The organism is Lactobacillus taiwanensis DSM 21401, assembly GCF_001436695.1.
GTDB classification, from domain to species: Bacteria; Bacillota; Bacilli; order Lactobacillales; family Lactobacillaceae; genus Lactobacillus; species Lactobacillus taiwanensis.
The window spans coordinates 248,499-261,610 of the sequence record NZ_AYZG01000051.1; the positions used below are offsets into that span (position 1 = coordinate 248,499).

The following is a 13,112-nucleotide window of genomic DNA, read 5'->3' on the forward strand; positions in this document are numbered from 1 at the left end:
TTTATTTTTCGTATTCGCTAACTGGAGCAAAAGAACGGCGATGTATCGGCGTTGGACCATATTTTTTTAGTGCTTCCATATGTTCACGTGTACCGTATCCTGCATTATGTCTAAAATCATATTCAGGATATAATTCGCCATATGCATCCATTAAATTATCTCGAAAAACTTTAGCAACAATGCTAGCTGCCGCAATTGAATTAGATTTTGCATCCCCATGAATTAATTTAACCTGTGGAATGTTTAAAGGCACATTCATAGCATCGACTAATAAAGCATTTGGCTTTACCTTCAATCCTTGGACTGCATGTGCCATTGCAACACGGTCAGCTTCATAAATATTAATTCGGTCAATAACATCATTATTAGCTAACCCGACACCTACGCTAATAGCTTTTTCTAAAATTTTTGGAAAAAGAGCCTGGCGTTTTTTGGGAGATAATTTTTTTGAATCGTTAACATCAATTAAATCAAAATCATGCGGCAAAATAACCGCTGCAGTAACTACTGGTCCAGCTAATGGACCACGTCCTACTTCGTCAACCCCAGCAACTAGCTGATCTTTTAGCCAGAACCTTTTTTCATAAGAAAAGCGATCCTGAAATTGAGCCTTAGCTTGAGCAAATTTTGCTTGGCGTTTCTCATAACTAATTAACAGCTTCTGAACTCCTTTTCGTTCGTCAGCTTTTAACTCATTTAATTGTTCGATACTTACTTCTCCTTGAAGCAAGCTTTTGATTTCAGTAATGGTCATCTAAGATCGAATGTAATCCTTCCCAATTTTCCTTTACGCAAGCGTTGAAGCATGAAAAGCGAGAATTTATCATAATCGTCTCTCATGCCATACTTATTAGTCATTGCCAATAACAAATCTGGATTAGACATATTATTTATTTCTTCACTTGTTGCTTGTGCAAATTTAACAAGATCTTTTTCATAATTTTGCTTTAAAAATTCAATCACAAATAAGGCGACATCATCAGGATGGAAAATATCAGCCTTAATTGCACCACAAGCAGCTAATTTATAGCCTACTTCTTGATCAGAAAATTTTGGCCACAAAATACCCGGTGTATCTAAAATTTGAACGTTAGTTTTAGTTTTAAGCCAACTTTGTCCGCGAGTTACGCCCGGTTTATCACCAACAATTGCTGCATTTCTACCAACCATTCGGTTAATAATTGTTGATTTTCCGCAGTTAGGAATTCCCGCAATTGCCACACGAATCATTGGATTTGATGCACCTTTAGCAATTAACTTATCAGTTTTCTCCTTACCAGCTAATTTAATTATCTTATATAAGCTAGTCATATTAGTGTTGTGCTGAGCATCCATTGAGATAACAAAATTGCCCTCGTCTTGATAATATCTAGTCCACTTTTTAGTTTGAATTGAATCAGCTAAATCAGCCTTATTTAAGATAATGATATGCGGTTTCTTTTTCGTTAATTGTCCAATCATTGGATTACGGGAAGAAACTGGTAAGCGTGCGTCCAATACTTCAATTAGAACATCAATTAAGTCTAAATTATCTTCAAGTTGATTTTTAGCCTTATTCATATGTCCTGGATACCATTGAATAGTTGCCATTTTAATCCTCCACATCCTTTAGATTTAAACTCAGAGCTTTCTTTAAAGCAGGATTATCATCTTGCAATTTTTGCGCTACTGCCAAGTAAAGTTGAGCCTGCACTTGCCCATTTACTATACCATCTGCTGTCAAATTATGTGCTTTTTGGAACTCGACTACCGCATTTTTAGTTTCATCATCAAAAACACCAGTAACGTGCTTTGGCATATAACCTAAAGCAGTTAAATATTGCTGCAAAGTAGCTACATCAACACCAGTCATTGACTTCTTTAAAATACTCATACTTTGGAATTGCGGTAGTTTTGCTAAAGCAGATTCTGGAACCGGATAAGTAGGCTTTAATCCCTTTTGATTGATCCAAGTACTGTTTGGTGTCAGCCACTTAGCAATCGTATATTTATACTCTGCATCTGCTGTTTGTCCGACTTCTTGAACAGTGCCTTTACCATAACTAGTCTGACCAACAGAAACTGCACGGTGATTTTCTACTAAAGCAGCCGTAAAAATCTCACTGGCACTAGCGGTATTGCCATTAATTAAAATAATTGGTCTTAATGAAGTATGGAAGCCACCCGATAATTTTTTATCAGAACGAATCACTTCTTTTTGGGTACGATCCTTGTACTGCATAATTATCTTGTTATTGGGTAAGAAATACGATGCAGACTTCAAAGCCGCATTCATTTCTCCACCGGGATTATCTTGTAAATCAATAATTAGCTTAGGATATTTTTTAGTATTTATTGACTTTAAAGCACTCTTCAAATCTTTAGCAGTATTAACATCAAATTGCGTAATTGTAATAATCGTAGCATTGTCTTCAGTACGCTTAGTTAAGCTAGATTGAGAAATTTTAGCACGCTTTAAAGTAACGTTAAAGGTCGAATTACCTCGCTTAAGCTTTAATGTTACTTTAGTGCCAATTTTCCCTCTAACTAAAGTTGCCACTTTTGTAAATTGGGCTGCGCTGACTTTTTTATTGTCAACGGCAACAATCTCGTCGCCAGGCTTAATAGTACTTTTCGAAGCTGGGGAATCAGCAACAATAGAGTCCACAACAACTTTATTGTTGCGTACTGCCATCTGAATACCTACCCCGCCAAAACTCGAGCCCTCTAAAATATTATTGACTTGTTCTTGGTTTGCTCCACTTAATCCCTCAGAAAAAGGATCATTAAGACTATTAAGCATCCCGTTAATTGCCCCTTGGCGCAATGTTTGCGGTGAGACTTTTTTATAATATGAACCTTGTAATTGCTCATACACTTTTTCAACTTGATAAAAAGGTGACTTTAGTTCCTTAACTTCCATAATTCCAAAGGTCAAACCTGCACCAATTGCTGCACCAGCTATACCGGTTAACAAAAATTGAGCATATTTGGGAAGATGCTTCTTTTTATTATTTGAAATTTCTTTATTTTGATGAGAATTATTTGGTTCTACTTCTGCCATATTAGCCTCAGTTCATATTATCTAAATATAATTGATATGCCTTGTCAAAAACGCTCATGCTTGGTAAATAACCAGCATTTAATTCTAAATATTCTGATAACTTTTCATAGTCTTCTTCTTGTTTTGGAAAAGAACTGTCATGTTGAGCATTATTAGCAAATTGAGCAATATCATCTAAAGATCCTGGATTTCTTTGCGTCATTAAAAAGCGATAAAAGCTTTCACGATATGCCATTAATAGTCCTCCGTTGTATAGAAAACTGCATAAGCCCCGCTACCAGCGTGAGTTGCAATAATTGGACTAGTAACACGAATTAACACCTTAATATCAGGATTAATTTCTTTAATTTTTTCACCTAATGCTTGCATATCTTCTAAAGTATCAACGTAAGAAATGGATACTTCTTTAAGTTCATGCTTATGCTCTTCTACGTACTTTAAAATTCGTTTATCAAAATTCTTAGAGAATTTCTTGCCACGTCCCTTTTTAGCAACATCTAGGTTACCATCAGGCATGTGCAATTCAATTCTAATATTTAATAAAGTGGCAATCTTACCAGCTACCGGCCCCAGACGACCACCTTTAATCAAATTATCAAGATTTACGACAATCATTCTCAATTTTTGATTTTGCTTAAGCTTTTCAATATGAGCAAGGATTTCTTCGAGACTTTTGCCTTCCTGTGCATCCTTAGCCGCAGCTAAAACTTGATATGCTTCTGCACGATCAGTAAGCTCAGAATCCACCAAACTAATCTGATCACTCTTACCAATCAAATCGGCTGCCTGTCTAGCAGCTTCAATAGTTCCACTTAAAGAACGGGCAAGAAAAATTCCGACAACTTGACTGCCATCTTCGGTTAATTCTCTGAATACTTTTTCAAAAACTCCAATAGACGGTTGACTAGTCTTAGGCAATTCTTTTGATTCATCCATCTTTTTTACAAATTCTTCGCGGCTAATGTCGACGCCATCTGTGTAAGTCTGACCATCAATAGTAATAGTTAATGGAACTACTGTAATATTATATTTATCAATTTCTTCAGGAGTTAATTGAACTGAGGAATCAGTTACTACTTTAATCTTAGCCATTCTAGCTCCTATCCCCTATTCTTCTTTAATTATTATTCTATGTTAGAATTTATTAAGTACAACCTCAAGTATATCAAAAATACAAAAATGAGTTAAAATTTATTAAATAGATTATAAAGTTATTATAAGGCGGAATAAATGAATGTCTTTTAAACAATTGTGGCAAGAACCAAAGAATCAATCTAAAACCTATAACATTTTGAACAACATTTTTAGTGCCATCACTCATGGTATCGGCTTTGGACTAGCTGTGGCAGGCTTAGTAATTTTGATTGTTAGAGCAGCTCATACAGGAAGTGCCTTAAGGGTGACAGCTTTTACTCTTTATGGCTCTAGTTTGGTTATCCTTTATCTTTTTTCAACACTCTATCATAGTTTGATTTTTACCCGAGCTAGGCGAGTGTTTCAAATATTCGATCACTCTTCAATTTTTATTTTAATTACTGGAACCTACACTCCTTATACCTTAGTCGCAATCGGCGGTGTTAAGGGATGGATTATGTTCGGTATTATCCTAGCGCTCGCAATCTTTGGCATTTTATTTTATATTTTCAATCAAGGAAAACATGTGATCTTAGATACAATTTTGTATGTCTTAATGGGATGGATCGTAATTATTGCTTCAAGCACACTCTATCCCGTATTAGGGCCTACTGGATTTTGGCTTTTAGTCTGGGGCGGAGTTGCTTATACGGTCGGAGCAGTCCTGTTCTCAATGTGCGGTGTTCCTTATATTCACGTTATTTGGCACATGTTCGTTTTACTTGGATCAATTTTGATGTATTTTTCAATTTTACTTTACGTTTAAAAAATAGGCTAGTGATTTTCTTCTTCACTAGCCTATTTTGCTAATTATTTAAAGCTATATATTCAGTAATCGCTTCTTCATTATTGCTTACAATGCCTTCAAGCACTGCCTTTTTAATTTCTTCTAGTAGAAGACCAACTCTTGGTCCTGCTGGAATACCATTCTTTAATAAAAAGTGCCCATCTACTACCAAATCGTGACTATCCTTAATTGGCAACGCTTCATATCTATCTACTAAAGCTCTACCATTAATCGGCTGCCCTAAAATATTAGCAAGATCAATAGTTGAAACAATCGTTCTTAAACCTGCTTTATATAGATTATAATTATTTGGTGCACGTGAACTAATTAGATCAAAGAAACTTACAATATCAGCTACCTGACGTTCCATTGCATTAGAGTTTTTCCAGATACGCATAAAGTGAGCAATTTTTTCATTAGGTAATTTCAACAAAATAATCATTAAAGCCCATAGATTAGCTTCTGTAGTAGGACTAAAATTAAGTTGAGGATAAAGAGCAAGATTTTCTTTTTTACCTTTAAAACCTGGGACTTCTTCAGATAAACCTGTATCTAAAAAGATTTGAAAGGCCTTTTGACTACCCGGTGCAATGCCCATTTTTACAAATTCATCGCGAATACGCTCAACTGAAATCTTACTAAGCAATTCATGATTGTCACTAATTGCCTGTTCTGTTTCTGGTTCAAGAGTAAATTGTAATTGACTCATAAAGCGAACGGCACGCATCATTCTAAGGGCATCTTCGTGGAAACGATTTTCAGCCTTCCCTACCGCACGAATAAGTCGCTTGTCTAAGTCGCCTAAACCATCGAAGTGATCAACTATGTTACCATCAACGTTCATTGCTAAAGCATTAATAGTAAAATCTCGTCTCTTTAAATCTTCTGACAAATTTTGTACAAAAGTTACATGATCTGGTCTACGAAAATCTTGATAGCCTGACTCAGTTCTAAAAGTTGTTATTTCGTAACTTTCGCCCCCATAAAGAACAGTTACTGTTCCATGCTTAATTCCCGTATCAATTGTTTTCTCAAAAATCTGCTTAATTTCTGCTGGATAAGCGCTAGTTGCAATATCAACATCATGAATATGACGCTTCAGGAGTAAATCTCGAACACTGCCTCCAACAAAATAGGCCTCATAGCCTGCTTCATTAATTTTTTTCAAAACTGGAAGCGCAGCAGTAAAAACTTCCGGTAAATTATCAATCTTCATATATTTTCCTATTCCCCTTAAAATTCCGTTGTTCTTCATTATAGAAAGAAGGAAGTAACATGAATAAAATTTTTAATAAATAACTACTTAAACAAGTCTTCTTCATTACTCTAGGCTGCAGCGCTTATGCTTTTAGCTTAGATGCCATCAGCATCCCTAACAAACTTGCTGACGGCGGGATCAGTGGGATCGCCCTTTTACTTAGATATTGGTTCCACATCAATCCTGGCTTGTCCACGTTACTTCTAAATATCCCTCTAATTATAATCGGATATCGATTTATGGGCAAACGGCCCCTTGCTTTAACCATTTGGGGCACACTTTGCCTATCCTTCTTTTTATCTTTTGGTTGCACATCCCTATTATAAACCAATTGAATTTGGAGCATGATCTTTTTATCGCAGGTGTGCTAGCTGGATTATTTTCAGGATTTGGGATTGGGATTGTGTTCAAGTATGGCGGAACTGATATTATCGCTAGAATACTCGACTTAAAATTAGGTATTCCTGTTGGAAAATCACTTCTTGCTTTAGACGCCTTTGTATTGACTATTCCACTTTCCTACCTCGATATTAAACATATGATTTATACTTTACTTGCTAGCTTTATATTATCTCGAATCACAGACTCGATTCAAGCCGGTTCTTACGCAGCACGTGGACTTTTCATTATTTCAGATTTAAATATTAAAGACACACCAGTTTTGGAACGAGTTATTCAAAGCCTCTACTCTTCAATAGGCAGTCAGATTTCTATTAATAAGATAACTAATACTCTCAAAAGTGCTGGGTATTCTTCTAGCAACAAAACGGTTGATCGACACTTAGGCGGTATTCTAAACAGTCTATTAATGTATGAAGCAAAAAGATATGATATTCGCGGTCGTCAACTCCTAAACAGTCAGAGCAAATATTATGGCGTTGATATGGGAATTAGAAATATTCTCCTACCTGATCATCAAGAAGACTTCGGACATATTATTGAAAATATTGTTTACTTGGAGTTACTTAGACGCAATAAAGCAGTTTACGTTGGAGAAAGCAGTAAATACGAGGTTGATTTTGTCGGGATTAGCGATATGAAGCAGCTCTCCTATTATCAAGTTGCTTTAACTACCATGGATGAAAAAGTACTAAAACGTGAATTAAGATCACTAGAGCAAATTCGCGATTCCTACCCTAAATATCTATTAACTTTAGACACTATCAATCGCACAGCAAATTACAACGGTATCCAAAAACTTAATTTAATTGATTGGCTATTAAGCTAATTAACATGCCAATAGATCAATGTGAGATCTATTGCAACTTTTTATATTCCTTAACTCTTGCAAATTTTCGCGCGTAATACAAAAGTTGAAATAAGGATCCTATAATATCAACATTTTTTAGCATTTTAGAAAGCGAAAGTTTATTTTTCAATCTATTTGCGGTTAAAAAAACGTTCGAAAAGCTTTTCGACCGTTTTTATTGCGCACGTAAAATTGTTACCCATTTAGACTTTAACTATAATATTTCTTTTGCTAATTACCAACTATAAGGTAATTGATTATGTTCATCTTTAATTTCAAATACTTCATAATTCATATTCAGAAATTCTTGTACTTGTTCACTACGCTCTGGAGTTTTTAATTTTTTTATTGCCTTATTTATAATTTGTCTAATTCGATACTCATTTACGCCAAAAATTCTTGCAATATCGCTTACACTTCTAACTTTTCCTACCTGTTCTTCTTCATCATCAAAACTATCAATGTAGTAACGCAATCGTAGAACGCTATCTTCCCGATCAGTTAATATATCTAAAACTATATCTAATTTATCTTGCAACGTCGCATAGGGTTTTGAACCCCATCGATTATTAAAACAATAAGTGTTTTGATCAATTGTATTATTTAACTCTTTTGGCGGTAGTAAAGTAATCTCATCTATTACTACAAAATACGGAAGATTTTTTGAGGGTTCATTTTCATTAAGAACGACTAGCTGTCTTTCTTGCTTTTTTAATTTAGCGAATTTATTTGCATTTATATCGACCTTGCCAATCTGCTTACGAACTTTTGCAAGCTCATCTTTATAGCTTCTTTTAGGCCTTCCATATAAGCTATCATACTTTATTTTTTTATCCACCCACTTTTCAGCTTGCTGCTGTTTTTTCTTAAGCAAGGGAATACGTATAATTTGCGATCTAGTTCCGTGTAATTGGTCGCCATCTTTATTAAAAGCGTACGTCATTGCATTTATAACATAGGTAGAGATTTTTAGATTTTGATTTTTTTTTAGATCTTGAATCAATTTATCAATAGTATTTATGGCTAAAGATTCAACTATAAATGTTATTTTGTTTTTAAATTGAATATAAGGATAAGCATAGTACGGATATTCTTCTTTATGTACCTTGTCGTATATTTTCTTAGTGATCAAATTAGCATTTAAAATTAATAATGCAATTGCCTTGTTCCACCAATCATTCTTAGACAAAATGATCTTGGTATTTAAAGACTCATAATCATCGCTATTAAATTTAAACATTCCAAAATTGATTTGATACAATTCATGCAAATCTTCAAGATCATCAGTAAATCTAGGAACTTTAATTACAAAGTTTTTATCAATTCTTATTTCCATATCTTCAAATTCAATTCCTGTTTTTATATTTGTTAATGATTATAACCGAAATATTAATTTAGAATTCGACTTAATTTGACCGATAGTCATATCATCATCAAGCTTGTTAACCATTAAGGGATGCTTATAGAAAAAATGTTCTATAAATTTATTTTCATCTATATTTCTTAAGACTTCTTGCACTGTTCTCATGTGATTATACAACTTTCATATACAATAATCTGCTAATCTTTATTCTTCAAAAAAATCATCATCAATATCATACAATTCATAAGTTTGACTGACCTGTACGCCGACCTTATATTGAATCATTAAATTAGTAAGCATTTCACCATCAACTAAGGCAATATTTAATTGTTTAGCTGCTTCTCGTGCATCACTGGTAAATGACGAAGTAGTTATAAATACTCCACGATCTGCTTGCTTACGTCTAAGTGCACCAAAGAAACTATTAATTTCAGGACTGCCTACAACATTCTTTTCTGAATATCTTTTAACTTGCACATAAACTGTACGTAATCCTAGTGGATCTTGATTAATGATTCCGTCAATACCACCGTCATTAGATTTCTGAGTTACGACGGATTGTCCATTAGTCCCTTTATAGCCCATCTCATTTAAGAGCTTAACCATCATATGCTCAAATTGATAAGGATCCGTACTACGTAATTTAGCAATTAATTTTTCCGATAAATCACTACTTTGCTTATCAAACCAATCTTTGATTTGTTTTTCAGTTAATTCAAAAGTCTGATCTTCAGCGATATCATTATCAATTTCTTTTTTATTTTTTAACTTATTTTGATGTTCAATGTACGCTGCCTGAGAATGAACAAAATCACGTGTAATATTCAGTCCGTATTTATATAATGCTTCTTTTCCTGTTTCACTTATCCTATAGATACTTCTTCTGGGTGAATTAAGTAAACCCGATAATTTTAGCTCACTTAAGGCCCACCCGACACGATTATATGCAATTAAATCGTGATATTTAGATGCATATCTTAATTTAGCAAGTTCTTCAGGTAAATTAACTTCATCTAAAACAGCTTGATCCAATTCTTTCCCTCTCCATTCTCTTTTAGTACTTGCCACCTGCAATACAGGACCTAGAAAAGCATCCCAAGTTGGCATTCCATTATCACTATGTTTCAGTGTTTTATAATCAATCATTATCTAAAAAATCCTATATTATTTATTTTTTGCTACTCGATACTTAGTACTGCGTCCACTACCAATTTTTGTAGCATAACCATCATCAATTAGTTTTTAATCACATCTAAAGTCTTAGTTCTCCCAAAACCAGTCATTTGAACAATTTCTGAAGTACTCAATTCTTTATCTTCCAGTACACTATAAACTTTTTGTTCATCTCCAGTTAAATCTTGAAGCGATTCTTGAACAACTGGGAGTTTAATAGTTATTGAATTATCATAAATCAGAAATTGTGGTTGAATAATGCTATGGCTATATTCTTTTAAAATACGCTGTACACCAGTTCCAAATTGTTCAATTAAGCCTAAACGGAAAAACATGCCTGAAATAATTGGATTTCTTAAAATAGAAATCTGGCCTGCTAAATATTCTTCTTTGCCCAAGCCATCTGGCAAGCCACCTGGAGAAGTAATTTCAATTCGATCATCAAATATGGAAATTTTAATTTGAGTATTTACATCCCATGTACGTTGAACTAAAGCATTTGTTACAGCTTCTCGAAAGGCTTTTTCGGGAATAGATTGTATCGTCTTTCGCTCAGATCCAATAATTTCTTAGCGCTGATAATATTGACGATATTTTTCAATTGCTTGCTTATTTTCTTCAAGAATAGACATCTACTCATAAGCCCGCTGATCAAGTATAATGTTAATAGTCTCACCGAATCTTACAATATCAATTCCGCGATAATTATTTTTATCTGCTAAGAGAGTACCAGTATTGGTATAGTGACTATCTCTATTTTTAAATTCTAAGGCAATCAAAATGTCATCAGTTATTTTTCTAATGCCTAATTCATCCTTTCCAATATCTTTCTTGATCAGTAGATACTAAGCTATCATACGACCTATTTTTACACATATTCGTTTACCTAATCTTGAGTTATATCAAAAATTTTTTGACTAATTTCAAATTTTCTTGAACGCTACACTTCTATATTCCTTAGACAATTTACATGCTTCCTAATTGGCGACAACACGATCTGTCTACTATTTTTCCTACAAAAGTATGAGGAGAAATATCACCATAGCCAACAGTCGTTGCAGTAGCAATCGCCCACCAAAATGACTGAGCTAAGGAAACATGCTCGGTCATAGAGTAAGTAATAGCGCCAATAATTAAAAGGCTAAGACTAGTATATAAATTAAACCATTAGTATAAAGAATTTTTCTCAATCTACCAGTTAAACCAACTAAGTGCAAAACTCTAAGTAAGCGTGTAATTCTTGCTACTCTCCCTAGTCGAGCTAGTCTGAAAAGTGTAAAAACTCCATTTACAGGGATAATTGATAATAAGTCGAAAATATTATGCTTGAAGAAACTCCATTTATTTTTTGCAATAGTCAGTCGATAAAAATAGTCGATTGCAAAAATTACTAAGATACCATTGTCTATCCACATCCATACCCCAGTGTCTAAATTGATAATCGAAGCATAGTCTAGAATGACAAGAATAATAGATATTACGGCCAGAATAGCCATTATGAAGTTATATAGTTTTTCTTTTTTGGACATTTTATTTAATTATTATTTTGTTCCATATTATGTTGAGTTTGTAATTCGCCAGAAGTTTTCATATTATCTGGTACTGCTTCAAGTGCCTGCTTAGAACTCATATTGTTATGTTGCATTAAATAAAGTGAAGGCGAAACGCCGTATTTATTTACGAAATCTGATAAAGAATTAGCCGGTGGCAGTTGAGTCTGTGGCTGCGTATTCTGAGATTGATTAACTTGAGGTGTATTATTTTGTTTAGAATTTTTTACAGCTTGTTGTGGATTAACCTTATTTTGTAAAGGCTGACTTTGAATATTACTCTTAGATGATTGTTGTACAGTTTGAGATTGAACTCTCTGCTTTTCACCTGACTTATTATTACTTTTTACAACTTTTCGCTTACTTTTGCTGCTTTTTGCACTTCTCTTTTTTGAGAGTGACGCATTATTTGTACTTTTTGTATGTACTACTGTAGAACTATGACTTGAGCAGCCAGTCATGGTAAATAAAAATAATAAACTTAAGCATCCACTTATTACTCTCAATCTTCTATTCTTCATGTATATCTAATCCTTATCCTCAAAAAAATCATCTAGTTCATAAGTCGTAACCACTTTCTTAGTTACATATAGCTCATATTTAGCAATTAAATCTAATAAATGATCACCATCAATCAAAGTGATTACTCGTGTTCCAGCACGGGATGCTTTGATAGCATCTCTTGTAAAAGTTGAAGTAGTAATGAAAATACCATATTCAGCCCTAAACTTATCCATTGCTCCATGAAACTTATCAATTTCTAGTGATGATACTGAATTACTAAGATCCCATCTTTTAGCTTGAATTGCCACACGAGCTGGTCTAAAATCATCGGTTCTAATGTATCCATAGCCATCAAGGCCTCCATCACCTGTAAGTTTAGTACCAATAGTTTCATCAATATCTACATTAATTTTTGTTACTAAAGCTCGACAAAACAATTCAAACTTACTAGGACTTAAACTGAGTAGAGCGTCAAGAAGTTTACTCTTCCAATCTTCTTCATCATCTATTGTTTCATCCTCTTTAATGTCTTTTTGAAAATTTTTCACTTTTTTATTCTTATTAATTCTTTTCTGCCATTGAGGAAGGGAAATTTTGTAAACTGAGGCACTTAATTCTTTACTAGTTCCATTATATTGACGCCCTTTTTCAGTCAAAATTACTATCCCCTGTTTGGGTCTTTCGAGCATTCCAGCCATAATCAAATTGGAAATAGCAAAGTTAAAGGCAAAATTAAATGGTAAGTATTTTCTTCCCTTTCTTGATGTTTTATACATCGTTAGTATATTTTCTGGAATATTTTTATCATTTTCAACTACTGCTCTTTTTAGGTCTTTAGTAGTCGACTGACCGCCAACTTGTTTCAATTCATCAATTATTGGTTTCATTAAATAAGCTTGTTGATTTTGCCGATTCATATCTGTGAAATTAGTCATTGTTGTTTTCCATCTTCTAGTATTAAATTTCAAAACTAGTATATCAAAATTATTACCATAGATTTACACTATTCTTGTTTGGGAGCACGCATATTTTTTCGAGCAAAGAAAGTTTA

Annotated in this window: 14 protein-coding genes and 1 pseudogene; 2 read left to right on the forward strand and 13 right to left on the reverse strand. The window is 33.8% G+C overall.

What is annotated here, in order from left to right; translation table 11 throughout:
• Nucleotide 1 precedes the first annotated feature (1 nt).
• The 5 genes from FD18_RS07435 to FD18_RS07455 are packed head-to-tail and all read right to left on the reverse strand — an operon-like array spanning nucleotide 2 to nucleotide 4,135.
• Nucleotides 2-754, reverse strand: a complete 753-nt coding sequence (locus FD18_RS07435) for a ribonuclease HII (RefSeq protein ID WP_057719293.1) — start codon at nucleotides 752-754, stop codon at nucleotides 2-4.
• Entirely contained in the window at nucleotides 751-1,590 is an 840-nt protein-coding gene (gene ylqF / locus FD18_RS07440) for a ribosome biogenesis GTPase YlqF (protein WP_057719294.1), read from the reverse strand. The genes FD18_RS07435 and ylqF overlap by 4 nt, the downstream gene beginning before the upstream one ends.
• A gap of 1 nt (nucleotide 1,591) precedes the next feature.
• On the reverse strand, nucleotides 1,592-3,043 hold the full coding sequence (locus tag FD18_RS07445; protein ID WP_057719295.1) for a S41 family peptidase: 1,452 nt from the start codon (nucleotides 3,041-3,043) through the stop codon (nucleotides 1,592-1,594).
• Between the two features lie 7 nt (nucleotides 3,044-3,050).
• On the reverse strand, nucleotides 3,051-3,278 hold the full coding sequence (locus FD18_RS07450) for a YozE family protein (RefSeq protein WP_057719296.1): 228 nt from the start codon (nucleotides 3,276-3,278) through the stop codon (nucleotides 3,051-3,053).
• Nucleotides 3,278-4,135 carry a DegV family protein gene (locus FD18_RS07455; RefSeq protein WP_057719297.1) on the reverse strand — a complete coding sequence of 286 codons (858 nt, stop codon included), beginning with the start codon at nucleotides 4,133-4,135 and terminating at the stop codon, nucleotides 3,278-3,280. Before FD18_RS07455 ends, FD18_RS07450 begins: the two co-directional genes overlap by 1 nt.
• Nucleotides 4,136-4,277: 142 nt before the next feature.
• Here FD18_RS07455 and trhA point away from each other — a divergent pair, with 142 nt between their 5' ends.
• On the forward strand, nucleotides 4,278-4,943 hold the full coding sequence (gene trhA, locus FD18_RS07460) for a PAQR family membrane homeostasis protein TrhA (RefSeq protein ID WP_057719298.1): 666 nt from the start codon (nucleotides 4,278-4,280) through the stop codon (nucleotides 4,941-4,943).
• 40 nt (nucleotides 4,944-4,983) lie between these two features.
• Here the strand turns inward: trhA and FD18_RS07465 are convergent, their stop codons facing one another.
• Complete coding sequence (locus tag FD18_RS07465; protein WP_057719299.1) at nucleotides 4,984-6,180, reverse strand: CCA tRNA nucleotidyltransferase; 1,197 nt, start codon at nucleotides 6,178-6,180, stop codon at nucleotides 4,984-4,986.
• Between the two features lie 104 nt (nucleotides 6,181-6,284).
• On the opposite strand from FD18_RS07465, the pseudogene FD18_RS10450 reads away from it, so the two are divergent.
• Nucleotides 6,285-7,450, forward strand: a pseudogene (locus FD18_RS10450) (YitT family protein).
• Between the two features lie 256 nt (nucleotides 7,451-7,706).
• Here the strand turns inward: FD18_RS10450 and FD18_RS07480 are convergent.
• The 7 genes from FD18_RS07480 to FD18_RS07505 form a co-directional block, all read right to left on the reverse strand.
• On the reverse strand, nucleotides 7,707-8,807 hold the full coding sequence (locus FD18_RS07480; protein ID WP_057719301.1) for a sigma factor-like helix-turn-helix DNA-binding protein: 1,101 nt from the start codon (nucleotides 8,805-8,807) through the stop codon (nucleotides 7,707-7,709).
• 231 nt (nucleotides 8,808-9,038) lie between these two features.
• The gene (locus FD18_RS07485; protein WP_057719302.1) at nucleotides 9,039-9,980 is read right to left on the reverse strand and encodes a restriction endonuclease; all 942 of its coding nucleotides are present in this window, start codon (nucleotides 9,978-9,980) and stop codon (nucleotides 9,039-9,041) included.
• An 89-nt stretch (nucleotides 9,981-10,069) separates the two neighbouring features.
• On the reverse strand, nucleotides 10,070-10,417 hold the full coding sequence (locus FD18_RS10260) for an ATP-binding protein (protein WP_235499909.1): 348 nt from the start codon (nucleotides 10,415-10,417) through the stop codon (nucleotides 10,070-10,072).
• Nucleotides 10,418-10,973: 556 nt separating this feature from the next.
• Nucleotides 10,974-11,117 (reverse strand): potassium channel family protein, encoded by a 144-nt coding sequence (locus FD18_RS10265; protein ID WP_235499910.1) that lies wholly within the window; start codon nucleotides 11,115-11,117, stop codon nucleotides 10,974-10,976.
• A 23-nt stretch (nucleotides 11,118-11,140) separates the two neighbouring features.
• The gene (locus tag FD18_RS07495; RefSeq protein ID WP_338141087.1) at nucleotides 11,141-11,536 is read right to left on the reverse strand and encodes an ion transporter; all 396 of its coding nucleotides are present in this window, start codon (nucleotides 11,534-11,536) and stop codon (nucleotides 11,141-11,143) included.
• Nucleotides 11,537-11,541: 5 nt separating this feature from the next.
• On the reverse strand, nucleotides 11,542-12,078 hold the full coding sequence (locus tag FD18_RS07500) for a hypothetical protein (protein WP_157053620.1): 537 nt from the start codon (nucleotides 12,076-12,078) through the stop codon (nucleotides 11,542-11,544).
• A gap of 6 nt (nucleotides 12,079-12,084) precedes the next feature.
• Nucleotides 12,085-12,996 (reverse strand): restriction endonuclease, encoded by a 912-nt coding sequence (locus FD18_RS07505; protein WP_057719304.1) that lies wholly within the window; start codon nucleotides 12,994-12,996, stop codon nucleotides 12,085-12,087.
• Nucleotides 12,997-13,112 lie beyond the last annotated feature (116 nt).

Excerpts from the sequence above, each read along its gene's own strand:
- FD18_RS07435 (WP_057719293.1), bottom strand. The coding sequence starts at position 754 with ATGACCATTACTGAAATCAAAAGCTTGCTTCAAGGAGAAGTAAGTATC.
- ylqF (WP_057719294.1), bottom strand. The coding sequence starts at position 1,590 with ATGGCAACTATTCAATGGTATCCAGGACATATGAATAAGGCTAAAAAT.
- FD18_RS07445 (WP_057719295.1), bottom strand. The coding sequence starts at position 3,043 with ATGGCAGAAGTAGAACCAAATAATTCTCATCAAAATAAAGAAATTTCA.
- FD18_RS07450 (WP_057719296.1), bottom strand. The coding sequence starts at position 3,278 with ATGGCATATCGTGAAAGCTTTTATCGCTTTTTAATGACGCAAAGAAAT.
- FD18_RS07455 (WP_057719297.1), bottom strand. The coding sequence starts at position 4,135 with ATGGCTAAGATTAAAGTAGTAACTGATTCCTCAGTTCAATTAACTCCT.
- trhA (WP_057719298.1), top strand. The coding sequence starts at position 4,278 with ATGTCTTTTAAACAATTGTGGCAAGAACCAAAGAATCAATCTAAAACC.
- FD18_RS07465 (WP_057719299.1), bottom strand. The coding sequence starts at position 6,180 with ATGAAGATTGATAATTTACCGGAAGTTTTTACTGCTGCGCTTCCAGTT.
- FD18_RS07480 (WP_057719301.1), bottom strand. The coding sequence starts at position 8,807 with ATGGAAATAAGAATTGATAAAAACTTTGTAATTAAAGTTCCTAGATTT.
- FD18_RS07485 (WP_057719302.1), bottom strand. The coding sequence starts at position 9,980 with ATGATTGATTATAAAACACTGAAACATAGTGATAATGGAATGCCAACT.
- FD18_RS10265 (WP_235499910.1), bottom strand. The coding sequence starts at position 11,117 with ATGACCGAGCATGTTTCCTTAGCTCAGTCATTTTGGTGGGCGATTGCT.
- FD18_RS07495 (WP_338141087.1), bottom strand. The coding sequence starts at position 11,536 with ATGTCCAAAAAAGAAAAACTATATAACTTCATAATGGCTATTCTGGCC.
- FD18_RS07500 (WP_157053620.1), bottom strand. The coding sequence starts at position 12,078 with ATGAAGAATAGAAGATTGAGAGTAATAAGTGGATGCTTAAGTTTATTA.
- FD18_RS07505 (WP_057719304.1), bottom strand. The coding sequence starts at position 12,996 with ATGACTAATTTCACAGATATGAATCGGCAAAATCAACAAGCTTATTTA.